Below are 25,432 nucleotides of genomic sequence, written 5' to 3'. Positions count from 1 at the left end.
AAGCTGGCCGATGGATGAGGCTATTGATGAACTTGGTGACTGGGCTCGTTTTGCCATTGCCTCCAACAGCCGGGTAAGAGCTGTGCATGCCAGGGAATTACTTGGTTGGAAGCCAAAAGAGGAATCCATTATGAGTTGGATAAGTAGAATGAACGATTAAATAAGTACCTAATACATGCATTCCTGCCAGTAAGCAGGGATGCATTTTTTTTGAGTGGAGCCTTGGCAGGTTCAGTGGATGGGGATTTTGGTTAGCCAGACAATTTGTAAGAGGAAGGTTTCGACTTCATTCGGGAGTCCTGACATTCTCATTTCAATCGAACTGGATAAGTGGGGGCTGGATAGTTCAACTACTATCCAGTTTTTCTCAAAAATAATTATGCTATCAATTGGATTTAAAAGGTATGTTGAAACTTTGAAATCTTGGAAGCAAAATAGGTTTAATTTTTCCTGAAAATATCCACTTTTTAGGTCTCCCTATGAGAGAGACTCATTGAGTAATCCGCTAGTTTATGATTCTTAAGATTTTTTTTGCTTAATTTGCGTGAGAATATTGAAGGACTTTCTGACGGACGTAATCAAGGTGCTTGTACATTTGGCTGAATGCTTCATGTGGATCATGTGCTGCAAGTGCCGCATAGATCGCTTTATGATACTTTACTGTCAATTCCCGTTCTCTGAATTGAATCAGGCTATTTATTTTATTATGGGTAATTAATAAGGAATCGATCATACCTTCAATAATGGGATTGTTCGCACTTAAAGCAATGATCTTGTGGAATTCTTTATCAGCCTCTCCATAATCGTTGTCTTCACTATTGGCAATCGTGTCAATCGTAACTTGAAGTTTCTCCAGTTGTTCGTTTGTGATCTTCTCGGCAGCCATCGTTACTAATCCCAACTCCAATGCCATTCGTGCTTCGATGATTGCGGGTAAATTATCCGTAGCAAGCGCCAGCATGACAGAGAATGGATGCGTACCGATTTTATCGTTAAAAAAGGTTCCTTCACGCGTTTTCCGCGTAATGACCCCTAGCGTATCAAGTGCACTGAGAGCCTCCCGTAAAACCGGCCGGCTAACTTCAAGTTCTTTCATAAGTTCCATTTCAGGAGGCAGTTTGTCGCCCGCTTTCATTTGTCCACTGACGAGCAGATGCACAATTTGATCCACGACTTGTTGTGAAAGAGTGTTTCGATGTACTGATTGTACGCCTAATTTCTTTGACGATTCTTCCATTATGTAACCCCTTTTCTGTGAAATCCGATATGTATTTTTACTGTAAGACTAATTATATAATATAATACACTTATTTGCATGTGAGGAAGAGAAGGCCTATGCCCCAAAAAAAGTAAAATGCGTCGCTCTATAGAGAGAGACGCACGCATTGTTGGAAAAAAATCATCTGACAAGGCAAGGTGATTTTGGATTGAACTTCCACCCGGAGACCAGGTATTGCATAGCCATAGAATCATCACGGGCACCAAGCCCTTTTTGTTTATAAAGCTGATGTGCCTTCTCGATTTGTTCCATATCCAATTCAATTCCAAGTCCGGGTTTGGAAGGGACATCCACCATTCCACCGACAATTTTAAAAGGTTCTTTCGTCAAACGTTGCCCATCCTGCCAAATCCAGTGGGTATCGATCGCAGTGATTTTTCCTGGTGCGGCTGCTGCAACGTGTGTAAACATGGCAAGTGAAATGTCAAAGTGATTATTGGAGTGTGATCCCCATGTCAATCCCCATTCCTTGCACATTTGAGCGACGCGGACGGAGCCTTGCATCGTCCAAAAATGCGGATCGGCAAGAGGAATGTCCACGGATTGAAGTTGAATGGAGTGCCCCATTTGCCTCCAGTCCGTTGCGATCATATTCGTAGCGGTGGGAAGACCCGTTGCACGCCTGAATTCCGTCATCACTTCCCGGGCGGAAAAACCATTTTCCGCTCCGCATGGATCTTCCGCATAGGCTAAAACATGATGCTGGTTCCGGCAAAGTTTAATTGCATCCTCAAGTAGCCAGCCGCCATTTGGGTCAAGGGTGATCCTGGCTTCAGGGAAGCGTTCCGCAAGTGCCGTCACCGCTTCGATTTCTTCTTCCCCGCGCAAAACCCCGCCTTTCAATTTAAAATCATTGAATCCATAGCGAGAGTGGGCGGCTTCTGCCAAGCGGACAATCGATTCGGGTGTCAGCGCCTCCTCATGACGGAGGCGAATCCAGTCATCTTCCGCTTCAGGTTCGCTTAAATAACCAAGATCTGTTTTATTACGGTCACCTACATAAAATAAGTAGCCCAGCATTTCTACCTTATCACGCTGCTGTCCTTCGCCGAGAAGGGCTGCGACTGGTACACCTAAGTATTGTCCGACTAAATCAAGAAGTGCCGCTTCAAATGCTGTTACGGCATGGATGGCAATACGGAGATCGAACGTCTGAAGGCCGCGCCCTCCTGCATCCCGGTCCGCAAACTGCTTACGGATGGTATTTAGAATGTTGTTGTATGTCCCAATGGACTGGCCGACAACCAATTGTTTGGCATCTTCGAGTGTCTGGCGAATTTTTTCGCCTCCAGGAACTTCACCGACACCAGTATTACCCGCATTGTCTTTTAAAATGACAATGTTCCGGGTGAAATAAGGAGCATGGGCACCGCTCAGGTTCAGAAGCATGCCGTCATGGCCCGCAACTGGAATGACGCTCATTTCTGATATGACCGGTGTGCCGATTTTTACATTATCCTTAAGTAATTGATTATTCATAATTTTCCCCCTTACAGAATATTTAGTTATCTATGATTTTAACTCTACACGTTTAATTTCACCAACAAGGAATAAATAGCTGCAGACCGCGACAAGAGCATTAGCACATACGAAGACTAGTGCCCCATTAAATGACCCTGTTGTGGCAATGATATATCCGATAATAATCGGTGTTGTGATGCCGGCAATGTTACCGAATGTGTTGAAAAGCCCCCCACTAATACCGGACATTTCTTTTGGTGAGGTATCGGCAACTACCGCCCAGCCGAGTGCCCCAAATCCTTTACCGAAAAACGCAAGGGCCATAACGAATATAACAACCCATTCCGTATCTACATAGTTTGCAGCCACTAAGCTCATCGATAGAAGCATCCCAACAACAATTGGCATTTTTCGAGCGACAGTCAATGAGAATCCCTTCCGTAACAAGAAATCCGAGAATGTCCCTCCGAGAATGCCGCCAAAAAATCCACAAATGGCTGGAAGGGAAGCGACGAGTCCAACTTCAAGAATGGTCATGCCTCTTTCTTGTACAAGGTATACAGGAAACCATGTCAGGAAAAAGTACGTTAATGTTGTAATGCAATATTGTCCGAGATAAACACCTAACAGCATACGGTTTGATAACAGCTGCTTAATATGATTCCAGTTGACGCCCTTCTTTTCCTCCTTATTTGTAGTGGTTTGATCCATATTAATCAAAGCGCCGCCTGCTTCGATATATTCAAGCTCAGCTTTGTTGATACGCGGATGCTCCTTTGGTCCATAAATCTTTTTCATCCAGATGAAAGCAACGATGACTCCCAAAGCGCCCATAAAGAAGAAGACATATTCCCAACCAAATTTATACGTAATATATCCCATAATCGGTGCGAAGAGAACAGTGGCAAAATACTGGGCTGAATTGAAAGTGGCAGCCGCGGTTCCGCGTTCATGGCTTGGGAACCAGGTAGCAACGATGCGGCTGTTGGCCGGGAAGGAAGGAGCTTCTGCCAATCCAACTAAAAAACGGAGTCCGAACAATACCATGACAGCTGTTCCGGCAGAACCGAGAAAACCGATCAATCCTTGTAAAAGCGTAAATGAAGACCATAGCGTGATACTCCAAAAGTAAACTCTTTTTGAGCCAAAACGGTCTAAAAGCCATCCTCCTGGAATTTGTCCAGCTACGTAAGACCAGGCGAAAGCGGAGAAAACATAGCCCATCATGACTGAATCGAGACCAAGCTGACCTGACATATCCGTTCCCGCAATTGATAGCGTCGCACGATCCGCATAATTCAGAGCGGTAACTAAAAAGAGCATGAAGACAATGAACCATCGTGTGCGTGTTTTTTTCTGGGTATTCGGCAGTTTAGTAGATGCTTGGAAAACTTTTTCTTCAGCGTTCATATACTCACTTCCTTAAACGTATTTTATTTTTTATTGATACCGCTTACAAACTTAATCGCTCCCCCCTTTGTGAAAATTCTTAATATTTAGTTTTGTCCAATAGTAAGACAAATGAAATTGTTTGTCAATGGCTTTTTTTTAATAATCGTTTTGCATTTCCGCTCCTTCATTTTCTGTTTTTTTTGTATAAAGTAGAAGCGAAATTGTTGAAGTATGAGGTGATATTGGATTTTTCAGAAAATAATAAAAATACAATTGACCGGACGGTGTATTTGTCTTACAATAAAACAATAATACACAAGGGGGAATAAATAATGAATAAGATTCGCAAGGCACCTAAAGGGATTCTCGGATTTCCCGTGGCACCATTCACAACGAGTAATAAGCTTGATGAAAAAGCACTCGCCCAAAACATCCAATTTTTAATAAATGAGGGACTCGAGGCTATTTTCGTGGCATGTGCAGCAGCAGAATATCCATCGTTAAGTAAAGAGGAATATGAAGCGATGGTAGAGGTAGCCGTATCCGTCACGGCTGGAAAAGTCCCTGTATACACGGGGGTAGGAGGCAATATTCAAACTTCCTTGGAACTTGCCAGAATATCAGCGGATAGAGGGGCAGATGGTTATTTAATATTACCTCCATATCTCGTTACTGGAGAACAGGCAGGTTTGGCGGCTTATTTCAAAGCCATCGCAGAAAGTACAGACTTAAACTCAATAGTATATCAGCGTGATAATGTGTCATTTTCAATTTCAACTTTGGAAGCGCTCGCGGAGGTCCCTCAGGTGGTCGGCGTAAAAGACGGTCTAGGCAATATGGAGCTGAATGGACTCCTTACACAAACCTTCGGAAAACGTTTCGGCTGGCTGAACGGAATGCCGCTTGCGGAAGTTACCATGTCGGCCTACGTTCCACTTGGCTTTGACTCATACTCATCTGCGATATCCAATTACATCCCGCACATCTCACGAAAATTCTATAATGGCATTTTGAGTGGAGATCAAGAAACGGTCAATGAAATTTACCAACAAGTCATTATGCCAATCAACAACATTCGCCGTCAGCGAAAAGGGTATGCCGTCTCTCTCATTAAAGCAGGTATGGAGATTATGGGAATGCCGGTTGGGCAAACAGTCAGATTACCAATTCTTCCGGTGGAAAAAGAACATTATGCAGAAATGCAAAAAATATTAGAACATGCTTTAGATCGTTTTCCAAAAGAAACAACAATTCAATCAATCTAATAAGGGCGGGATTATATATGATAACTACAGTTCAAACAAAAACATATCTTAACTATATTAACGGTGAATGGGTTACTTCCATTTCAAATGAAGTTGAAAAAAGTTTAAACCCGGCAGATAAACAGGCAATTGTCGGATATCTACAAAAATCTACCAAGGATGACTTGAACCTGGCTGTAGAAGCTGCGAAAAAGGCGAAAGAAAAATGGCGCAAACTAGCTGGTTCAGAGCGCGGGGAGTATCTATATAAAGTAGCGCAAATTCTTGAAAAGCGGATTGATGAAATCGCAGAATGTGCAACTCGGGAAATGGGAAAGACCTTTGCTGAAACAAAAGGGGAAACGGCACGCGGTATTGCGATCCTGAAATACTATGCAGGAGAAGGAATGCGTAAAGTGGGGGATGTCATTCCATCTACCGACAGTTCAGCGCTTATGTTCACGACGCGCGTCCCGCTTGGTGTAGTGGGCGTCATTACACCTTGGAATTTTCCAATCGCTATCCCAATCTGGAAGATGGCTCCTGCTCTCGTATATGGGAATACGATTGTGGTGAAGCCAGCCACTGAGACGGCCATCACCTGTGCAAAGATCATAGAGTGTTTTGAAGAAGCCGGTTTACCAGCGGGTGTTGTCAATATGGTCACGGGGCCGGGCAGTGTCATTGGGCAGGGCATCGCCGATCACGAGGATGTAAACGGCATTACCTTTACTGGCTCAAACGGCGTTGGAAAAAGGATTGGACAAGCGGCGTTAGCACGTGGAGCGAAATATCAGCTTGAAATGGGCGGGAAAAACCCGGTAATCGTTGCAGCGGATGCGGATCTTAATCTGGCTGTAGAAGCAGTCATTACAGGTGCGTTTCGTTCAACTGGGCAAAAATGTACAGCGACAAGCCGTGTCATTGTTGCAGCTGAAGTTTATGAAGAGTTCAAGCAGTTGCTGGTGAAAGAAACGAAAGGAATTTCCATCGGGGATGGATTGGACAGCGGAACATGGATGGGACCATGTGCTAGCGAAAATCAATTAAATACGGTTCTTTCCTATATCGAAAAAGGAGTGGAAGAAGGCGCTACCCTTCTTATTGGCGGTAAGCGTGCTGAAGAAGGCTCTCAGGCAAATGGCTTCTATGTAGAGCCTACGATCTTTGATAACTGCACCTCAGGTATGACAATTGTACAGGAAGAAATTTTTGGTCCGGTGATTGCTTTATTGAAAGCCGATTCAGTTGAAGAAGCCCTGCAGCTTGCGAACAGCGTGGAATACGGACTTAGTGCTTCGATTTTTACAGGCAATATCCAACATGTGCTTTCATTTGTTAACGATATGGAAGCGGGATTGATCAGGGTTAATGCTGAGAGTGCAGGCGTTGAATTGCAGGCACCATTTGGCGGCATGAAAAACTCCAGCTCCCACTCCAGGGAACAGGGAGAAGCAGCAAAAGAGTTTTTTACATCCATTAAAACGGTGTTTGTAAAATAATAAAATTCCATATAACGTGAATGCGATCATAGATAACGCTTTCGAATGAATGATTAGAGTACTTATGAAAGGAAGTTATAAGATGAAATCGCAGGGATCGCCAATTATTACAGATATGAAGGTTATTCCAGTAGCAGGCTATGATAGTGCGCTACTCACACTAAGTGGCTGTCATGCTCCTTATTTTACTCGTAATATTGTTATTTTAGAAGATGAAACGGGGAATACAGGTATCGGTGAGATTCATGGCGGCGATGATATTACTAGAATGATAGAGAGTTATCGTCCATTTGTGGTAGGACAAGAGATTGCCAATTATAGAGGTTGTATAACTGCTATACGTAAAGGTGGTTTGAGTATAAAAGGTGACTCTGGTGAAGGATTACAAGGATTAAATTTAGCCAATTTAAAATTTGTTGTGCAAGCAGAAGCTGCTGTTGAATGCGCCATGATGGACTTACTTGGTAAATTTGTTAATAAACCAATTGCAGCATTACTTGGCGATGGAGGTATTCAACGGACAGAAGTTCCGTTCTTAGGCTATTTATTCTATATCGCAGATATGGAAAAACTCGATCTTCATTATTTACGTGAAACACAATTTAAGGATGATTGGGATCGTGTTAGACGAATTAAAACGTTAACAGCTGAAGGAATTGTAGCTCAAGCAAAAGCAGCTGAAGATCGTTATGGATTTAAGAGTTTCAAATTAAAAGGTGGAGTACTTCGTGGAGAAGAAGAAATGGAAGCGATTCAAGCTTTACATGAAGCATTCCCTGATTCAAGAATTAATCTTGATCCAAATGGTGCATGGTCATTGGAAGAAGCCATTAAGCTTTGCAAAGGTAAAGGAGATATACTTGCTTATATTGAAGATCCTTGTGGTCCTGAAGCGGGATTCTCTAGCCGTGAAATAATGGCTGAATTTAAGATTGCGACTGGGCTACCTGTTGCTACAAATATGATTGCTACAAATTGGCGTCAATTCCATCATTCATCAACACTTAGGGCAGTCGATATTGTGTTAGCTGACCCTCATTTCTGGACATTGAATGGTAGTATTCGTATGGCACATGTATTAAATGATTGGGGTCTGACATGGGGGTCGCATTCCAATAACCACTTTGATATTACATTGGCGGCATTTACACAAGTAGCGGCTGCTGCACCAGGAAATATTTCACCAATTGATACACACTATATATGGCAAGATGGCCAAGAATTATGTGATGATCCATTACAAATTATAGATGGAGTAATTAAACTGCCTGATAAACCGGGTTTAGGTGTAGAAATAAATATAGATAAAGTTATGAAAGCAAATGAATTATATCGTAGTCTGCCTTATCATGACCGTGATGATTCAACATCTATGCAATATCTAATTAAAGAGTGGGAATATAACTCTAAAAAACCATGTTTGGTGAGATAAACTTTTTGAATTAAATGAATGGGTAATTACCATGAGTAAAAGAATGAATATCTCTATCTAATAAAGATGAAAATATTAACATTCTACTCATGGTAGTTGCTAAAAGAACAATAATTGTAAGCCCTTACTTTATTAAATTCAAATTCAATGAGAAAAAATAGCGTGTTACTAGAAAAAACAAAAATAGGAGGAAGCTTGATGAACAGTAGCGGTGCTCAACCCCTCAGTCATGAAAATGAATATCCTAAAAAAACCAATGTGCGTTTTATCATACTTGCAATGTTATTTATCGTGACCGTTATTAATTATATTGACCGCTCTGCTCTGGGTATAGCTGCTCCAGTAATGAAAGAAGATCTTGCTTTCGATGCAGTGAAATTGGGAGTTGCTTTTTCAGCCTTTAACTGGGCTTATACCGCATTTAACATTCCAGGTGGTTGGTTACTAGATCGATTCGGAGCACGTAAAGTTTATGGTGTTGCTTTATTATTGTGGTCCATATTTACTTTTTTTCAAGGGTTTATTAGCACCTTACTTGGGTTATTCATTTTAAGATTCTTGGTTGGTATTACTGAAGCTCCATCTTTTCCTGGAAATAGCAGATTGACAACGATGTGGTTTCCACAACATGAACGTGGACGAGCAGTATCGATTTATAACTCTGCACAATATTTTGGATTAGCACTTTTCACACCAGTCATGGCATGGATTTTACAAGAGTTTGGCTGGCACGATGTTTTCTTTGTTGCAGGAGGAGCAGGTATCATTGTAGCAATTTTATGGTTTGTATTTGTACGTGAACCATACAACCATCCACGTGTAAATCAAGCAGAAATCGATTATATTAATTCAGGTGGAGGGTTAGCAAATAAAGAAGAAAAAAGAAAAGTGAATTGGTCTGATATCCGTCTTTTGTTGACAAACAGACAAATGGTCGGAATTTATATTGGTCAGTATGCGTTAAATACAATTGTTTGGTTTTTCTTAACTTGGTTCCCTACTTATCTCGTAACAGAGAAGGGTTTATCTCTGATTCAAACAGGGTTTGCAGCATCGGTACCATATATAGGAGCATTTTTTGGAGGTATCGCTGGTGGGTTCATTTCTGACAAATTATTAAATAAAGGAAAATCGCTCGCTGTTGCACGTAAAACACCGATTATCACAGGGTTTCTTTTATCCAGTACAATCGTATTAGCTAACTTTACTTCAAATATTTTTCTTCTTATCCTAATCATGTCCATTGCCTTTTTCGCAAAAGGTTTGGCAGGACTTACATGGTCTCTTGTCGGTGATATGGCACCAAAAGAACTTATTGGTTTAACTGGCGGTATTTTTAATACCATTGGGAATATCGCAGGTATTGTAACACCACTTGTCATTGGATTTATTTTAGCTAAAACAAATTCCTTTAGTGGTGCCCTAATCTTTGTTGCAAGTGTATTGTTCGTAGGAGCTCTATCCTACATTTTCATAGTAAATAAACCTGAAAGAATCGTATTAATAGATAAAAATTAACATAAGAAAAGAAAACAAACTTTTTGAAAATAAAATACGTAAGTTTAAAGTTGTAATGAAGATCCCTAAAAGCATAAGGAATAAAATGAAGCCATTTAAAAAGCAACCTTCATAACTATATCAGATAAGTTTGCTAGCATATTATATTGAAAGGGTTGGTAAAGTGGATACGAAAACGCAACTAACGGAGGTACCGCTTTATATTAAGGTACATAGTATGGACAATGTCGCCATTGTAGTTAATACCGGGGGCTTGGATCAAGGAACTGTATTCCCTTGTGGGCTTGAATTGAAAGAAAGAATACCACAAGGTCATAAAGTTGCTTTAATGGATATTGTCGAGAATGAAACCATCATCCGCTATGGAGAAGTTATCGGTTATGCGGCAAAATCAATCAGTAAGGGTAGTTGGATTGACGAGTCATTGGTGATATTGCCGGCATCTCCAGATTTAAGGGAATTACCGATAGCAAATGATATACCCAAAACTTTGCCCCCATTGGAAGGATATACATTTCAAGGATTCCGCAATGAAGATGGCAGTGTTGGAACTAAGAATATATTAGGTATTACAACAAGTGTTCAATGTGTAGTAGGCGTTTTGGACTTCGTGGTGAACCGGATAAAAAAAGAGATTCTCCCGATGTATCCGAATGTTGAAGATGTTGTCGCTTTAAATCACAACTATGGCTGCGGAGTCGCAATCAATGCACCGGAAGCAGTTATTCCCATCCGCACCATACAGAACCTTGCGAAGCACCCAAGTTTCGGCGGGGAAGCCTTGGTAGTCGGTTTGGGGTGCGAAAAATTGTCTCCGATGAGAATAAATCCAAGCGGGGACGATTCAGATATCATTTCACTTCAGGATCAGCAGGGGTTTGCGGGAATGGTTCAATCCATCATGGAAATGGCGGAGGAACGATTAATGAAGTTGAACCGCAGGCAGCGGGAGACGTTTCCGGTTTCCGAATTAATCATCGGGACGCAGTGCGGAGGAAGTGATGCATTCTCTGGTGTGACTGCTAACCCTGCAGTTGGATATGCTACAGATTTGTTAGTTAGAGCAGGAGCAACCGTTCTATTTTCTGAAGTCACGGAAGTACGGGATGCGATTCATTTATTGACGCCCCGTGCAGTGAATGAAGATGTAGGAAAGGCCTTAATAAAGGAAATGGATTGGTATGATAACTACCTAGCTTTGGGTGATGCTGATCGAAGTGCCAATCCGTCGCCCGGAAATAAAAAAGGCGGTTTGGCCAATGTAGTGGAAAAATCATTAGGCTCCGTTGCCAAATCAGGAAGCAGCCCTATATCAGGCGTACTGGCTCCAGGTGAAAAAGCTGTGGAAAAAGGGCTGATTTTTGCGGCAACACCAGCTAGTGACTTTGTTTGCGGAACGTTACAATTGGCTTCCGGTATGCACCTTCAAGTTTTTTCGACTGGAAGAGGGACACCCTATAATCTATCAATGGCTTCCGTCATCAAAGTTTCTACAAGAAATACATTGGCCGAGCAATGGAAAGATCTGATTGATATAAATGCTGGAACCATCGCTACTGGTGAAGCGACCATAGAGGAAGTTGGGTGGGAAATATTTCACTTTATTTTGGAAGTGGCCAGCGGTAAAAAGAAAACCTGGGCAGAGCATTGGGGCCTGCATAATGATTTGGCATTGTTTAATCCTGCGCCAATTACTTAATAATCATATTCTGGACGGATTTCCTTATAAAAGAGGAAGTTTGTCCTTTTTTGTTTGTCCCATTTTTACAGCCGTCATCATTTTGGTGAAAAAATTATTAGGGGAGAAAAGAGGACAGCCGAACTATTGGCAGAAGTTATTAATGAACGATAGGTTTTCATCTGACGAAAAAAGGGAGATACTAAAAGTGCATATCAGGAGGGATAGTATGATCACATTCAGGAATGCGACAGTAAAAGACTTAAGTGAGATAGTACAAATGCTTGCGGACGATGTATTGGGCAGAGATAGGGAGCGCTATGAAAATCCTCTTCCAAAAAGCTATCTAAAGGCATTTGAAGCCATTGATTCAGATCAGAATAATGAATTGATTGTTGCATGCCGTGGGGAGGAAATCGTTGGGGTGCAACAGATCACTTTCACTCCTTATCTTACACATCAAGGTGGTTGGAGAGCGACGGTTGAAGGGGTTCGAACGGCATCTTCAGAACGCGGGAAAGGTATAGGAAGCAAGTTGATTCAATTTGCAATAGAGCGTGCAAAGAAGCGGGGCTGCCATATCATTCAGCTGACGACTGATAAAAAGCGGGAGGAATCGCTGCGTTTTTATGAACATTTAGGGTTCACGGCAACTCATGAAGGGCTGAAAATGAAGCTTTAATACAATCGTTTTTTATCTGGCATCCTTTTAATCTACTGTTAATATTTTTGTTAAGATCGGGTGAAGCCCGTAGTTCTAATAGGTAATCGAATCATGCGGATAGGTTTGACTAATAGGGGGAATTCCATGATAAGAGGTTTATATGAAGCACATTTACCAGTGTGTGATTTGGATCGTTCCATAGCATTTTATGAAGGGCTGGGCTTGCAGTTGGATCATAAGGTTGAAGACAATTTGGCCTTTCTATGGATTGAAAAGGATAAAAGTTGGCTGGGTCTATGGGAAACCGAGAAAGTGGAGGTTGAGTATCATCCTTCATTGCGGCATATAGCTTTTCAAGTATCCTTGGAAGATTTGAAGAGCTCTGTCGCGTGGCTTGAAGGCAGGGGGTATAAGCCAAGAGAAGCTTTTGGATTTGAACCAGTTGAGCCTTTTGTGATGCCTCACGGGGAATATGCACATGCGAAAATTCACTTCAATGACCCGGATGGCAATAGTTTGGAGTTTATTTGCAAACTGGAAAATCGTAAAAAGATCATGACACGGATGTATCTAAGTGAATGGGAACAAATACAGGAAGGATAAAATGCATTTGCATCTAACTTCTATGGAGAACAAGGAGGAAGATCATTAAATGAATCGGAAAGCGGAACTATATTGGAATGAATTTTGGCAAGGGAAAGAGGAAGAAAAGCCCCAGTCAGTCAGTGCGTGGCAATTTGGAGCTGATCCCGATCATTTGGCTCAATTAGTGAGGAATGGGATAAAAACGGCTACGTGCTCTGGGTATGTTTTTTATGAAACGGAAAATGAACCATTACCATCCGTGGGTGATTATAGCATTATTTTAAGCAGTGAGGATGTGCCCTTGGCCATCATACAAACAATGAATGTCGAAGTATTGCCCATGAATGAAGTAAGTGAAGAGTTTGCCATTGCTGAAGGAGAAGGCGACGGAACATATACATACTGGTGGGATACTCATGAAAAATGGTTCAAAGAAGAACTGAACAAAATTGGCCACACCTATACGGATGATATGCTGCTCGTTTGTGAGCGTTTTGAATTGATTCATGTGAAGTGAATGCAGGTGGTTCGTTTGGTAGAGCACCATAAAGGATAATCACCTGTTGAACTGTAGAATATCCTTCCCAGATTGTGAGAGTTTAGCTTAAAATGGAGTTAATATAAAGTTGAAACGTTCAATGATTGGCTATCATAAGTCATTGGATTAAAAAACTGATAGAAAGATAGGTTCTAGTCATGAAAAAGAAACTGACATTCATTGGATTGGGAATCCTGGTTGTTTTCCTTCTATTACTGGGTACGTATAAATTAATGAATTCGAGGACATATCAGGTATTCGGCGGATTAACGGATAAAGTCGAGACGAAAGAAAAAGTGGTCGCTTTGACATTTGATGATGGCCCTTCGAAGAATGTAAATCAGATCCTTCCGTTATTGGATAAATACGATGTGAAGGCTACGTTCTTCCTGATTGGTAACGAAATCGAAAAGTACCCAGACGAAGCAGGAAAAATAGCGGAAACAGGACATCAGATTGGAAATCATACGTATTCCCACAGGCGAATGGTTTTTAAATCGCCCGCCTATATCAAAACGGAAATCGAGAAAACGGATAAATTAATTCGAAACGCGGGATATAAGGGTGAAATTGACGTTCGGCCACCAAACGGGAAAAAAATCGTAGGCTTGCCTTATTATTTAAACAAAAATGATAGAGAGACGATTACCTGGAATCTGGAACCAGATAGCTATTACACTTCCGCATCTGACAAAGTGAAGTATGTGAAGGAACAAATAAAACCCGGGTCGATCATCCTGATGCATCCGATGTATGATGATACGGGTAAAGAACTCCAGGCGATTGAAGGGATTTTACAAGAGTTAACGAACGAAGGATATACGTTTGTAACGGTCAATGAACTTGAAGAGATGTAGGTTTCATTTTCCTTATGAACCTTTTTGGAAAATCGGGTTGCTTCGGCGACCCTTTTTTATTATCCCGCTTTGTGAAGGGGAAATATTTAACGATATACTGAATAGTACAAAATGTGGGTGGCATATTGTTTCTTAACGGAATGATGTGGTGGGGCATGTTTTTGTGATATTCCTTCGAGTAAATAAAGTTTTAATAATGGGGCTGGTTACGTTGTATCGGAATAAAAATACCGCTCTGATCATTATTTTAAGTATCCTTTTACTCCTATTCCTTGTTGTGATGGCTTTCCGCAATATCACTGTATACTTCGTGTATAGTTCCGGAATCGGACCTTTATTATTTATCGGTCTGATCATATTGGCGATCATTATGCTTTTTTTAAAAGGTTACAAGTAACAAAGTTTTGAAACTTGAGGCTGCTTCGGCAGCCTTTTTATGTGGAGCGAAAGGCAAAAGGCGTGGTTCTGCCAAGCCAAATGCTTTCTATTTATCAAAATGCCTTCTTTGTTAATTGCTCTCTCGATGTACGGTTTTTCAGTATGTTTGCAGGAGGGCCCATTTTGATATCGGACCGTTCAGCCTTTTCGAATTAGAAGGGGGAGTTGAAACTCTCAAGACTTTAGTCTGATGCAACTTAATATCATACATACTTTTGTCTGTAACTACATACGTTAACTGCTCAATAAATCTAGGTTAAAAGTTATAATTTCTATACACTCATGTTAGTAATATATGGTAATATTTAAAATGGAATTATTTTCTTTAATTTAAAAACAGGGGTGATGTGCACGTGGAATTTTTTACTAAGTGGTCATTTAAGAACAAGGCTGCCGTTTCATTGGTAACAATCTTTATTTTGTTGATAGGAGTTGTTAGTTATTTTAAACTGCCGATGGAATTTTTACCATCCGCGGATAATCCACAGGTTACGATTGTCACAATGGGGCAGGGTACTGATTCGAAAACGATGGAAACGCAAGTTACAGATCCGATTGAAAATGCTGTTACAGGAGTAAAAGGAAAGAGTTCAATCTACTCCACCACTGGGGATGGATTTTCAAAGGTCGATCTATTCTTTGAATCGGGATCGGATATGAAACAAGCAAAACTTGATGTTCAAGAGGCCTTAGCCAATGTAGCGTTGCCACAAAGCATTGCAAAGCCTACTGTTACACAGCTTAATACCTCAATGATTCCGATATCATTTATAGCTGTGACTTTTAAGGATGGTTTAACAGCAAAAAATATAGACTTTACGAAGAAGGAATTAGAGCCTCTATATAAAGATATTAAAGGAGTTTCAGATGTGCAGACATTTGGAGTTTCTCAACCTGTTCTTTCCGTCAAAGTGGATAATGAACAACTGGCTAAAAAGAAAGTCTCCATTCAAGATGTCATGAGCGTCCTTAACGGTCAGAATACAGCTCTCGCCGTTGGTGAAAAGGTGATTGATGGGAAGGCAAGTAATATTAAGGTCATCGGCGATTTAACGAGTATTGATAAATTAAAAGCGCTGAAGGTCACTTCAAATGTCAAACTTGGAGAGATAGCAAAAGTTGATGAAGTGAAGGATGGTAATCTCATCAGCCGTTTTAACGGAAAAGAAAGCATCGATATTAGCATTATCAAGGACAGTCAATCAAATGCTGTCACAATCAGTAAAGAAGTAGAAAAAGTAACAAAAGAAATTAACAAAAAGTATGGTGAACAGAATTCAACCATTTATTTGTCCACAGCTGATATGGTGGAGACTTCTGTTCAGACGATGGTTAAAGAAGTGCTGCTTGGTGCACTATTTGCTACCATAGTGATTATGGTCTTTTTACGAAATGTACGGTCTACTTTCATTACGATCATATCCATCCCGTTATCTCTTGGCTTTACGTTATTTTTGCTGTCATTGTCGGGAGTTACGCTGAATATCCTGACGCTAGGCGGAGTTGCTGTAGCGATCGGTCGCTTGGTGGATGATAGTATTGTCGTTATTGAAAATATTTTCCGGAAATTGCAGCAGGAGAAGATGTCAATTCAATTGGTAATGGACGCAACAAAGGAGGTAGGAGTGGCGATAACAGCTTCCACCCTTACTACTGTAGCCGTTTTCTTGCCTGTAGCATTATTGAACGGAGGGCTTCAAGAATTCCTGCTTCCCTTCGCTTTAACGGTCACTTATTCTTTGCTGGCTTCTTTAATTGTCGCATTAACCGTTGTTCCGTTAATGAGTGCGGGATTGCTGAAAAGAGCGAAGCTGCCAAAACATCGGCCAGCCAAGCGTTTTACGAAGCTCGTTACTTGGTCATTAAACCATAAATGGGTTGTCTTGATTGTTGCGTTGCTGTTGTTTGTCGGTTCCATTGGTACATATTTTGCCATGCCAAAAGGGGCGATTGATAATTCCTCAGCTGACTATGTCTCCGTGACGTTAACATATCCAAATGATAAACCCTTTGATGAAGTAAAAGAAAAAGCGATAGAACTTGAGGAAACCATACAAGATATGCGTGAAACGGATAATGTTTTCATGCAATTAGGAAATTCAGCCGAAGCGGCTCAATATGGTGCTGTCACATCACCTACAGAGGCGACATTCGGTATCTTGGTGAAGGATAAGGAAAACATAGATGAAATCTTGGGGGAAGTCGAAAAGCAAAAAGATAGCTATCCTGATGCGAAGCTAACGACCACCGCTTCTTCATTTATGATGGGGGCATCCAAGACGAACATTACGATTGATGTGATTGGCAGCAATGTTGAAGATTTGGAACTGACAGCCAATAAGATCAAAGAAAATATTCAAGATATTAAAGGAATTGAAGATGTTACAACGAACCAAGACGAAAAGAAAACCATTTATTCATTCAAGGTGGATCCTTCCAAAGGCAATACAGAACAAATAGGCCAACAATTAGGCATCATGCTTAATAAAACCCCTATCGGCAATATTACATTGGAGGATAAGCAGACACCTGTTGTCCTTGAACCTGTCTTGGACCCTAAACAACCGAATGATTTAAAAAATATTCCCATCATGACAGATGGCGGTTTAGTTCCGGTGTCAAAAGTTGCTTCTATAAAGAGCGAAGAGAGTGCAACAACCCAGTTCCATAAAGACGGAGACACGTATCTTCAAGTAACGGCAACAGTCGATCCGACTAAACTTTCCGATATTGCAAGCAAAGTAAATCTTGAGATATTTGGAGACAAGGATAACAAAGGCCTTGATATTCCGAAAGATGTGGATATTTATGTGGGTGGAGCCAGCGCTCAGCAGACTGATGATTTTACAGACTTGTTCCTGACGATGTTAATTTCCATAGGCATTGTCTTTCTGATCATGGTTATAACATTTAAATCAATGAAAGCACCGATCGCGATTCTTTTTTCATTGCCGTTCGCCGCTATCGGAGCCGTGTTAGGCTTGGTTATCAGTCGAATTCCAGTGGATATTACCGCGCTGTTGGGTGCGCTCATGTTAATTGGGATTGTGGTGACAAACGCAATTGTGCTTCTCGATCGGGTTAAGCAAAACGAAGAAAAAATGATTATCCGAGATGCGATCATTGAAGCGACAGCTACAAGATTCCGTCCGATCATTATGACGGCTGTCGCAACCATTTGTGCCATGCTGCCTCTTTTATATAAAAAGGCGGAAACAGGAAGCCTGGTATCACAAAGCTTAGCCATCGTTGTCATCGGAGGGCTGGCAGTTTCTACATTGCTCACCCTTATCGTCATTCCGTGTATATATGAATTACTATATTTTAAAAAATCGAAAAAACAGAGAAAGAAAAAGAGAGCACCTGTAAGTGAGAACGTCGAGATGTAAGGGAGCTTAATCAAAAAGTTTGTAGAGAAAGCAACGCTTTCTCTACAAACTTTTTTTATTGGCAGGCAAACTTTTTAAAGTTTTTTTAAAAAATGGTTGACTTCCTTCTGGCCTGTAACTAAAATGATTACAGCAGAGATGATTTCACATACCCATATCATCTCAAAAATCAGCACAGTGAATATGAGGTTCAAATGCAATCTAGATTGTAGAGAAAGCATATTTTTTTTACCCTCACTTGTAACTTATTTGGTTACAAGTGGGAGCTAATGACATAAAGTGAGGGGAATATATTATGACTGTAAAAATTAAAGCTTATTCTGATTTTATATGTCCATTTTGTTTTTTAGGTAAAGGTCCTTTAGACGAAATCGTAAAGGAAAAAGATGTGGAAGTAGAATGGATGCCATTTGAACTGCGTCCAAGTCCATATTCCAAAATTGATCCATGGAAAGAAACAGATAAGTTGAATTCATGGGATGCATATATCCTTCCTACAGCGAAAAAGCTTGGGGTAGATATGCGTTTACCACGTGTTTCACCACATCCATATACACATTTGGCTTTTGAAGGGGTTCATTTTGCCAAGGAGCATGGAAAAGGGAATGAGTTCCACCACAGAGTGTTTACGGCATTTTTTCAAGAGGAGCAAAATATTGAAGCTATTGATGTATTGACAAAATTAGCGGGTGAAGTTGAACTTCCTGAGGATGCTTTTAGAGAAGCGTTAGTGTCAAGAAAGTATCGGGAAGTGCACCAACAAGCTCTTAAACATGCTTACGAAGAAGCAAACATCAGGGCTGTCCCAACGTTTATCATTGGTGATGAAGTGATTCAAGGACTAGCTAGTAAAGAAAGATTAGCACAAGTCATTGAAAACGAAGAAGCAAAAAATAAACAGAATGAATTGGAAGGCTTGCAATGTGAGGTTAAGGGGAATTGCTAATATCGGTTTGAATATCATTTTATTAAACATAATTTGGAGGAATCAAAATGACAGCAACTACAACAACAATAAAAGATGCAATCATAAATCGCCGTTCCATTCGTAAGTTGAAAAAGAACGAAAATATTACGAAAGAAAGAATGAATGAAGTTTTAAAAACCGCTTTACATGCACCAACTTCATTTAATATGCAAAGTGGACGAGTGGTGGTAGTGATGGATAACGAGCATGAAAAATTTTGGGATATAGTAAAAGAAACCCTTCGCTCTCGCGTTCCAGAAGAGAACTTTGCTGCAACAATAGAACGATTACAAGGTTTTCGTGATGGAGTAGGTACCATTCTTTTCTTTGAAAACCAAGAAACAATAGAGAAAATGCAGGAAAAAGCACCATCCTATAAAGAACAATTTCCATATTGGTCCCATCAAGGAAATGCCATGTTGCAGTATGCCATTTGGATGACGTTATCAGCAGAGGGCATTGGGGCATCTTTACAACACTATAATCCAATTATTGATGAAGCAGTGAAGAAAACTTGGGATATCCCAGGGGAATGGAGTTTAATCGCGCAAATGCCATTTGGTGAGCCGAATGAACAACCTGGTGAAAAAACGTTCTTATCTTTTGATGATGTTGTGAAATTTTATTAATCAAAACTATGAAGTATAAACTGTGAGTCTATAAAAATCAGAGCCTTTTTACTTTTAACCGAGTAAAACTGGCTCTTTTTTTTGTGAAAAGAAACTTTATTGTTCGTGATTGTGGTGTTTTATAATTGACAATGATAATCATTTTCATTTATAGTGGAGATATATTGAAAGTGATTCTCAATTATAGGGGTGATATAGATGAAGGTATTCATTGGCTACGTCAGTTTATCCGGTAATACCGAGAAAATGGCGATAAACATTAAGAATAGAATGAAGGCTGTTGGCTGTGATGTATATATGGAAAGATTGGATACAGTAGAAGTAGATACCTTGAAGGAGTTTGATTTAGCCTTTATTGGTCTATATACATGGAATCATGAGGATTTGCCATATGAAGCAAACGAATTTTATGAAGAAATTAGCCAAGTGGATTTTCATGGAGTGAAAGTCGCATTCTTTGGTGCCGGCGACTTGAACCATCCGAAACCTTGTGCTGCTATACATATTCTTTCCGATAAAATGAAGGAATATGGGTTTGATGTCTATGGTCGAGTTTGGAAAACTCACCAGGAAAGCACAACACACGACGAAATAAGGAAATGTGAAGTCTTTGCGGATCAGGCGCTTATATGGGGAAGCAAAAGGAAGAAATGGCGATTTTTCTTATGGAATCGGATGCTGGGCAACCCCAAATACCAAAAGTCTGCATATTTGTTAAGGAGGGCTCTTGATGATTACCCAATTAAGTACAAAGGCAGAAGCAAAAAAAGAGGAACTTATACAAGAACTTCTGAAATTCGGGATATTTAAAAAATATAATAAACAGCTATACGAGCTACCGATTGTCGTCCTGCAGAAGGAGTTCAATCACTTGAGAGGTGGATTGAAAAATGTCTAGGAAAAGGAAATCTTATAATGTACTGCTCAATGAAAACCGTGAACTTCTCTTGCATGACAAAATGGAGTTGGAACGGATCTATACAAAAATTGATCAAAAAGCAATTGTTGATATAAAAAAGAAGAAGCAAGTACAATCATGATTGGTTAAATATGAAAACCGAAATCCATGTTTGTAAGATTTAAGAACGTTGATTTCCACTCCAGGCACTTCGTTTTCCGCGGGCGGTCCGGGAGCCTTCTCGGCGCTCTTTGCGCCTGTGGGGTCTCCCTTGGACGCGTATTCCCGTAGGAGTCTCGTACCCTCCGTTCCAATCAACTGGCATTTTTCACTTTTCGCAACAGCTTGTCATGAAGTTTAGACAAGGTAAACAATACAAGAATAGAGCCGATTAATGTTAACGACATATCCCATTGTGCGTCCCAAATATCACCTTGTGTTCCTAAAAACTCTTTTGAAGTTTTTCCGCCTTTTGAAATGATGGCAGCTATCCATTCGATGATTTCATATAAGGCTCCAATGGCAAGTGCAAAACTTAATGTGACAGCAAATAACCAGGGTCCTTTTGTTAGAGATGTTTTACGTATTAATATTTCTCTAATCACAATCGCAAATAAACCTTTTAGGAAATGTCCAAACCGATCATAGTGGTTTCGGTTTAGATCGTAATGATCTTTTATCCAATTAAATAGAGGAACTTTTGAGTACGTATAATGGGCACCGATAAACATGGTAATTGAAAGAACGGCAATAATGAAATAGGATAATGTAGTGAGGCGGAATTTATTATATGTGGCAATTACAAAAATCAGAAACACAACGGCAGGAAGTACTTCCATTGTCCATATCAAGTATCCTTCAGGCTTAATAACTGACCAAATCAAAACTGCAGTAACTAGCAATAGTAATAATAAATGAATCGTTTTACTTTTATCTCTTCCCAATTTTTTCACTCCATTAAATTTATAATAGGAACAATAAAAAGATTGAAATTTTCTACATAGTACTTGATGGATTGGTTTATTCTTTTTTGCAATCGAAAGAATCAAACAGTTTGTGTATGGATAAAATGCTTAATACTTTCATTTAAATCATTGGCCGCTTTTGTAGGAATCTGATGCTTTGCATGATCAATGAATTTTAATTCCGTACACGGCAATCTTTCATGCAATCTTTGAATTCTTCGGATAATTCCTCCATTTGGTATTGGAAATTCACACTAGTTAGTACAGGAGGATGAATAAAAACAATAGGAATCCCTTTTCCCTTAACAGAATAATACAAGCTAATACCGTCCACATCTAACATTGGCATGAATAATCACCTCAATAATTTTTCAATCATTCTTTATTCAGAAAGGTCAATTTGAATGGCTATACTATTGAATAACTTGATAAGCGTTTGGGTTTTAGCGACATAAAAGTAAAATTCCCATTCGAAGAGTGCTTGTATAATATCCCTCCTGAAAGACTTTTCCCTTTAAAACATGTTTTTATTACTAATCATTTTGGTAACAAATATCTTGCATGTTTTGAACCAATTATTATAGTTCAAAAATATAATGAAACGGCGTTTCCAAAATACTGACTTTTTGAAATGCACACCATGGATATTATTTACCATTTTTTATAATTAAAGTAATAAAACACCAATTATTTAATTTCATACGTTATAATGAATGGGCTCCAAGGAAGTGTCAGAAACCTGCAGGAGTGATCATATGATTGGAGGTTATATGCGTTGAAGAAAAAATTATTGGTCATTATTCCAACAGTTTCCCTGATATTGGCACCACTAGGAACGGGGACATCAATTACTCACGCAGCAGCAAAGGGCAGTCAAACCCAGAAAATCGAAACGAAGGCGGAAACGCGCCCAACCCTCAGGAAAGGCTCACGTTCGAGTTATGTAAGAGACTTACAACAAAGCCTTAAAGATGTTAAATATGATGTAGGCGTTGATGGAATTTTCGGTACCCAAACACAAAATGTCGTAAGAGAGTTTCAAGTGGATCATAACTTGGCTTCAGATGGTATCGTCGGATCGCTGACATGGGCTGCTTTAGATGAAAATAAGGTAGAAAGAAAACAGTTCACGGAGAAAGACGCGATTGCGTTAGGGAAGAAGAAGCTAGGTAACAAGATCATATTCAGCGGTGATGGCAGATTGCTGAAAGATGGCAAAGGAAAATCCTATTACAATTATAAAGCCGCTAATAAAGATTGGATTGACCAAGGCGGCACCGGAACGATTGGGTGGTTCCACATTTATAAAGATGGCCGTGTAGTGGAACAATAAAAGGATATACATGTAAAAAATATTCTCACTTTATGTGGGGTTTTTTTTACATGTAAAGCATGATATAGAAGACTAAATACATCTATTTTTGTAGATAAATAACAAGTGAATACAGATATAATAGTAAATGGACAGCAATTTGGTATAGTGGGCAGCGGTCACTCCTTTAAAGAAAGGGGGTGTCGCTGGTGAGTTCTATAATGGACGGTTTGATGCTGATGATATCATTCGCCTCATTAATCGTCGCAGTAATCGCGGTTGCATTAAAAAAGTAACCCCCTCCATACCATCCGGCCAGATGTATGTAGGAAAAGGGTTACTTTCATGATCGAGTAGCTACTGACTTACCACAGAAAGCCGCTGCTCTTTATGCATTTGCTGTTCATTAAGACGCTGGATTAACCAGTGTCTTTTTTTTTATATGTTAGTTATTTTCATTATATCCTCATTTTCCCCATCCATTCAACTAAAAAACGAAGAAGAATGTAAATGAAGTTCGAATTAACTGATGTGAAATCCATTCATATCAGATGTAATCTCAAACGTTGAGTGAACTGTCAGTTTCCAGTTTGTATGATTTCATTCCTTTATAAGAGACTATCGAAGGAATCAAACATAATAACGCCATCGGGAAACAATATAGAAGATAGAAATGTCCTCCATTTTCCAACAAGGGAATATAAGCTAAAGCGGCAAAAAGTAAAACGAAAAAAATGATCGTGAAAATCCCGAATGACTGATGATAGAAAGCATGAATCTCCCTTCTTCGTTCTTCTTGATTGGGTAAAGACTTTGCGGTTTTGTGAGTTCGAAGGAATAGGTACAAGGAGAACATTAGAAATAAAGCGGAAAATGGTAAAGCTAAAGCAAATAAGGAAACGTCTAGAATGGACAGATAAAAGCTGGATAAAAAGAACACCTCTGAAACACCTAATGGAAAACAATAATTGAAGATACTTATACGATTCGGTTGTTTAAGCATGAAATCCCTCCTTCTATATCATAGTATGCAACTGCTTTCATGTTCACCACTTTGTCACATTTAAAAGAAAAAATAAATATTCCAAGCTGCCCCCAGGATTGGCGTTTTCCAATAGGTGACCAAGAAAATATCATAAATATGCCCCGCTGACTAACTAGTCAAAGGGTCAATCCTTATGGAGATTTAATGGATAGAGTCCTCACTTATTACGAATAGTATTAAAATATCGGTAAAAGGGGGAATTATGCAGTGACTGTAAAAATGGCGATGAAAGGAATCCTGATCGTTCTTCTATTATATCTCCTTTATGTAGTGGCGACGGCAGTGGTTCTTTTTTACTTCCCTAAAGAAAAAGAAGAAGATAGGATGACTAAACATATTCGTTCATATTTTGGAGAGAAGGACTCCACCGTGGATCGTGTACTGCTTCTCGAAGACGGATACGAGTCGGGACTAGCCCGAATGCAAATGATTCAGGATGCCCAGCATTCAATCGACATTGCCTACTACTCTATTTCAAAGGGCGAAACAAGCGAGCTTCTTCTGGGAGCACTGCTCGAAGCTGCTGACCGCGGTGTCAAGATCCGAATCCTTCTAGACGGAATTTGCCATGGCCTGAGGGGAGAACTAAGCAGTGTCCGTTATGCACTGGCCTCGCATGAAAATATTGAATTAAGGTATTATGAAACCTTTAAACCTTTTAAGCCTTGGACCTGGCACAATCGACTTCATGACAAAATCATTACCGTAGATGGGAAGTTAGGCATCATCGGAGGCAGAAATATCGCCGACAAGTATTTAGCAAACCAACCGCCTAAGGATTTTGTCTACGACCGGGATGTACTCATTTTTAATGCTAAACAGGAGAGAGATAGTGTAATCAATGAAATGAAGGACTATTTGAATGAATTATGGACTCATCCGTATACGAGCGATGTTTTTTCGGACCTTTCGAAAAGGCAAACTGAAAAAGGAAAACGTGAAAGAGATGTATTATCCAGTCAATACAGCAAGGCGATGCAAACGAAAGCCGATTTCGTTAATCCAGTCGTCGATTGGAACACGTCAACAACCGCTACTAAAAAGGTGTCCTTCATTCATAATCCAATCGAACGTTTCTATAAACACCCTTTTGTGTGGCGATCTCTAGTGGATATTGCAGCGGAAGCCAATAAGTCAGTATTCATCCAGAGTCCCTATATTGTTCCTGCCAGTATGTTGAAGGAGAACGTGCCGAAGGAAATGCATTCAACGGCTGATTGGACCATACTCACCAACTCGGTGACTTCAACCCCGAATGTGATCGCTTTTTCCGGTTACTTGGCACTTAGGGATGATATCGTCGAGACAGGGGCAAGGCTTTATGAATATTCGAAGCTTTATTCATTACATGGTAAATCGGTTGTATATGATCAACGATTAAGTGCAGTTGGTTCCTTCAATTTGGATTCACGATCAGCTTTTTTAAATACAGAATCGATGGTGGTCATTGATAGTGAAGCATTTGCAGAGCAATTGATAGGAGCTATCGAGTCGAAAATCGCTGATAGTACACTTGTTGCGGACAAGAAACGATATATACAACCACCTGAAGATCAGAAAAAGGAGAAGTCTTTTTTTAAAGCCACCTTTTTAAATGCCCTCTCGAAAATCACGGTATATCTCAACAGATTCATTTGAA

At 40.0% G+C, this 25,432-nt stretch carries 25 protein-coding genes and 1 pseudogene; 20 read left to right on the top strand and 6 right to left on the bottom strand.

Annotation, left to right across the window (positions count from 1 at the left end; translation table 11 throughout):
- Nucleotides 1-10: 10 nt before the first annotated feature.
- Nucleotides 11-160 (top strand): hypothetical protein, encoded by a 150-nt coding sequence (locus LQ203_RS22090; RefSeq protein ID WP_230161397.1) that lies wholly within the window; start codon nt 11-13, stop codon nt 158-160.
- Nucleotides 161-535: 375 nt separating this feature from the next.
- On the opposite strand, the gene LQ203_RS22085 is transcribed toward LQ203_RS22090, so the two are convergent.
- From LQ203_RS22085 to LQ203_RS22075, 3 genes are all read right to left on the bottom strand, one after another.
- Nucleotides 536-1,237, bottom strand: coding sequence for a FadR/GntR family transcriptional regulator (locus LQ203_RS22085; RefSeq protein ID WP_230161395.1), 702 nt, complete (start codon nt 1,235-1,237; stop codon nt 536-538).
- A 162-nt stretch (nt 1,238-1,399) separates the two neighbouring features.
- Complete coding sequence (gene gudD, locus LQ203_RS22080) at nt 1,400-2,758, bottom strand: glucarate dehydratase (protein WP_230161393.1); 1,359 nt, start codon at nt 2,756-2,758, stop codon at nt 1,400-1,402.
- Nucleotides 2,759-2,788: 30 nt separating this feature from the next.
- A complete protein-coding gene (locus LQ203_RS22075) occupies nt 2,789-4,150 on the bottom strand; it encodes an MFS transporter (RefSeq protein ID WP_230161391.1) in 1,362 nt (453 codons plus the stop codon).
- Nucleotides 4,151-4,464: 314 nt separating this feature from the next.
- Between LQ203_RS22075 and kdgD the strand changes: the two genes are divergently transcribed.
- The 16 genes from kdgD (at nt 4,465) to LQ203_RS21995 (ending at nt 20,613) form a co-directional block, all read left to right on the top strand.
- The gene (gene kdgD / locus LQ203_RS22070) at nt 4,465-5,397 is read left to right on the top strand and encodes a 5-dehydro-4-deoxyglucarate dehydratase (RefSeq protein WP_230161389.1); all 933 of its coding nucleotides are present in this window, start codon (nt 4,465-4,467) and stop codon (nt 5,395-5,397) included.
- 17 nt (nt 5,398-5,414) lie between these two features.
- Nucleotides 5,415-6,878, top strand: coding sequence for an alpha-ketoglutaric semialdehyde dehydrogenase GucD (gene gucD, locus LQ203_RS22065; RefSeq protein ID WP_230161387.1), 1,464 nt, complete (start codon nt 5,415-5,417; stop codon nt 6,876-6,878).
- Nucleotides 6,879-6,960: 82 nt separating this feature from the next.
- Nucleotides 6,961-8,310 carry a glucarate dehydratase family protein gene (locus LQ203_RS22060; RefSeq protein WP_230161385.1) on the top strand — a complete coding sequence of 450 codons (1,350 nt, stop codon included), beginning with the start codon at nt 6,961-6,963 and terminating at the stop codon, nt 8,308-8,310.
- Between the two features lie 198 nt (nt 8,311-8,508).
- The gene (locus LQ203_RS22055) at nt 8,509-9,828 is read left to right on the top strand and encodes an MFS transporter (RefSeq protein ID WP_230161427.1); all 1,320 of its coding nucleotides are present in this window, start codon (nt 8,509-8,511) and stop codon (nt 9,826-9,828) included.
- Nucleotides 9,829-9,991: 163 nt separating this feature from the next.
- Nucleotides 9,992-11,527: a galactarate dehydratase gene (garD, locus tag LQ203_RS22050; protein WP_290370630.1), complete on the top strand. Its 1,536-nt coding sequence runs from the start codon at nt 9,992-9,994 to the stop codon at nt 11,525-11,527.
- 208 nt (nt 11,528-11,735) lie between these two features.
- A complete protein-coding gene (locus LQ203_RS22045) occupies nt 11,736-12,188 on the top strand; it encodes a GNAT family N-acetyltransferase (protein ID WP_230161382.1) in 453 nt (150 codons plus the stop codon).
- Nucleotides 12,189-12,314: 126 nt separating this feature from the next.
- Nucleotides 12,315-12,773: a VOC family protein gene (locus tag LQ203_RS22040; protein ID WP_230161380.1), complete on the top strand. Its 459-nt coding sequence runs from the start codon at nt 12,315-12,317 to the stop codon at nt 12,771-12,773.
- A gap of 49 nt (nt 12,774-12,822) precedes the next feature.
- The gene (locus LQ203_RS22035; RefSeq protein ID WP_230161378.1) at nt 12,823-13,272 is read left to right on the top strand and encodes an ASCH domain-containing protein; all 450 of its coding nucleotides are present in this window, start codon (nt 12,823-12,825) and stop codon (nt 13,270-13,272) included.
- 179 nt (nt 13,273-13,451) lie between these two features.
- Complete coding sequence (locus tag LQ203_RS22030; protein WP_230161376.1) at nt 13,452-14,150, top strand: polysaccharide deacetylase family protein; 699 nt, start codon at nt 13,452-13,454, stop codon at nt 14,148-14,150.
- Nucleotides 14,151-14,361: 211 nt separating this feature from the next.
- A complete protein-coding gene (locus tag LQ203_RS22025; protein ID WP_230161374.1) occupies nt 14,362-14,547 on the top strand; it encodes a hypothetical protein in 186 nt (61 codons plus the stop codon).
- A gap of 394 nt (nt 14,548-14,941) precedes the next feature.
- Nucleotides 14,942-17,977, top strand: coding sequence for an efflux RND transporter permease subunit (locus tag LQ203_RS22020; RefSeq protein WP_230161372.1), 3,036 nt, complete (start codon nt 14,942-14,944; stop codon nt 17,975-17,977).
- Nucleotides 17,978-18,272: 295 nt separating this feature from the next.
- Nucleotides 18,273-18,923, top strand: a complete 651-nt coding sequence (locus LQ203_RS22015) for a DsbA family oxidoreductase (protein WP_230161370.1) — start codon at nt 18,273-18,275, stop codon at nt 18,921-18,923.
- Nucleotides 18,924-18,970: 47 nt separating this feature from the next.
- Complete coding sequence (locus LQ203_RS22010) at nt 18,971-19,573, top strand: nitroreductase family protein (RefSeq protein WP_230161368.1); 603 nt, start codon at nt 18,971-18,973, stop codon at nt 19,571-19,573.
- 198 nt (nt 19,574-19,771) lie between these two features.
- On the top strand, nt 19,772-20,383 hold the full coding sequence (locus LQ203_RS22005) for a flavodoxin domain-containing protein (protein WP_230161367.1): 612 nt from the start codon (nt 19,772-19,774) through the stop codon (nt 20,381-20,383).
- The gene (locus LQ203_RS22000; RefSeq protein ID WP_230161365.1) at nt 20,304-20,471 is read left to right on the top strand and encodes a Fur-regulated basic protein FbpA; all 168 of its coding nucleotides are present in this window, start codon (nt 20,304-20,306) and stop codon (nt 20,469-20,471) included. Before LQ203_RS22005 ends, LQ203_RS22000 begins: the two co-directional genes overlap by 80 nt.
- Complete coding sequence (locus LQ203_RS21995) at nt 20,464-20,613, top strand: FbpB family small basic protein (protein WP_230161363.1); 150 nt, start codon at nt 20,464-20,466, stop codon at nt 20,611-20,613. Before LQ203_RS22000 ends, LQ203_RS21995 begins: the two co-directional genes overlap by 8 nt.
- 172 nt (nt 20,614-20,785) lie before the next feature.
- Here LQ203_RS21995 and LQ203_RS21990 read toward each other — a convergent pair whose 3' ends face one another.
- Nucleotides 20,786-21,415 (bottom strand): DUF2238 domain-containing protein, encoded by a 630-nt coding sequence (locus tag LQ203_RS21990; protein ID WP_230161360.1) that lies wholly within the window; start codon nt 21,413-21,415, stop codon nt 20,786-20,788.
- Nucleotides 21,416-21,644: 229 nt separating this feature from the next.
- A pseudogene (locus tag LQ203_RS21985) lies at nt 21,645-21,785 on the bottom strand (alpha/beta hydrolase); the annotation flags it as partial.
- A 426-nt stretch (nt 21,786-22,211) separates the two neighbouring features.
- On the opposite strand from LQ203_RS21985, the gene LQ203_RS21980 reads away from it, so the two are divergent.
- Both LQ203_RS21980 and LQ203_RS27735 read left to right on the top strand, forming a co-directional pair.
- Nucleotides 22,212-22,769 (top strand): peptidoglycan-binding domain-containing protein, encoded by a 558-nt coding sequence (locus tag LQ203_RS21980; RefSeq protein ID WP_230161358.1) that lies wholly within the window; start codon nt 22,212-22,214, stop codon nt 22,767-22,769.
- A gap of 200 nt (nt 22,770-22,969) precedes the next feature.
- The gene (locus tag LQ203_RS27735; RefSeq protein ID WP_356715118.1) at nt 22,970-23,044 is read left to right on the top strand and encodes a putative holin-like toxin; all 75 of its coding nucleotides are present in this window, start codon (nt 22,970-22,972) and stop codon (nt 23,042-23,044) included.
- Nucleotides 23,045-23,307: 263 nt separating this feature from the next.
- Here the strand turns inward: LQ203_RS27735 and LQ203_RS21975 are convergent, their stop codons facing one another.
- Complete coding sequence (locus tag LQ203_RS21975; RefSeq protein WP_230161357.1) at nt 23,308-23,751, bottom strand: hypothetical protein; 444 nt, start codon at nt 23,749-23,751, stop codon at nt 23,308-23,310.
- Nucleotides 23,752-24,000: 249 nt separating this feature from the next.
- Here LQ203_RS21975 and LQ203_RS21970 point away from each other — a divergent pair, with 249 nt between their 5' ends.
- Nucleotides 24,001-25,431: a phospholipase D family protein gene (locus LQ203_RS21970; RefSeq protein ID WP_230161355.1), complete on the top strand. Its 1,431-nt coding sequence runs from the start codon at nt 24,001-24,003 to the stop codon at nt 25,429-25,431.
- Nucleotide 25,432 lies beyond the last annotated feature (1 nt).

Source organism: Peribacillus sp. Bi96 (assembly GCF_918698115.1).
GTDB lineage: Bacteria > Bacillota > Bacilli > Bacillales > DSM-1321 > Peribacillus.
Note: the sequence above shows the minus strand (reverse complement) of the source record. Positions and strands in the feature narration are given on the sequence as shown.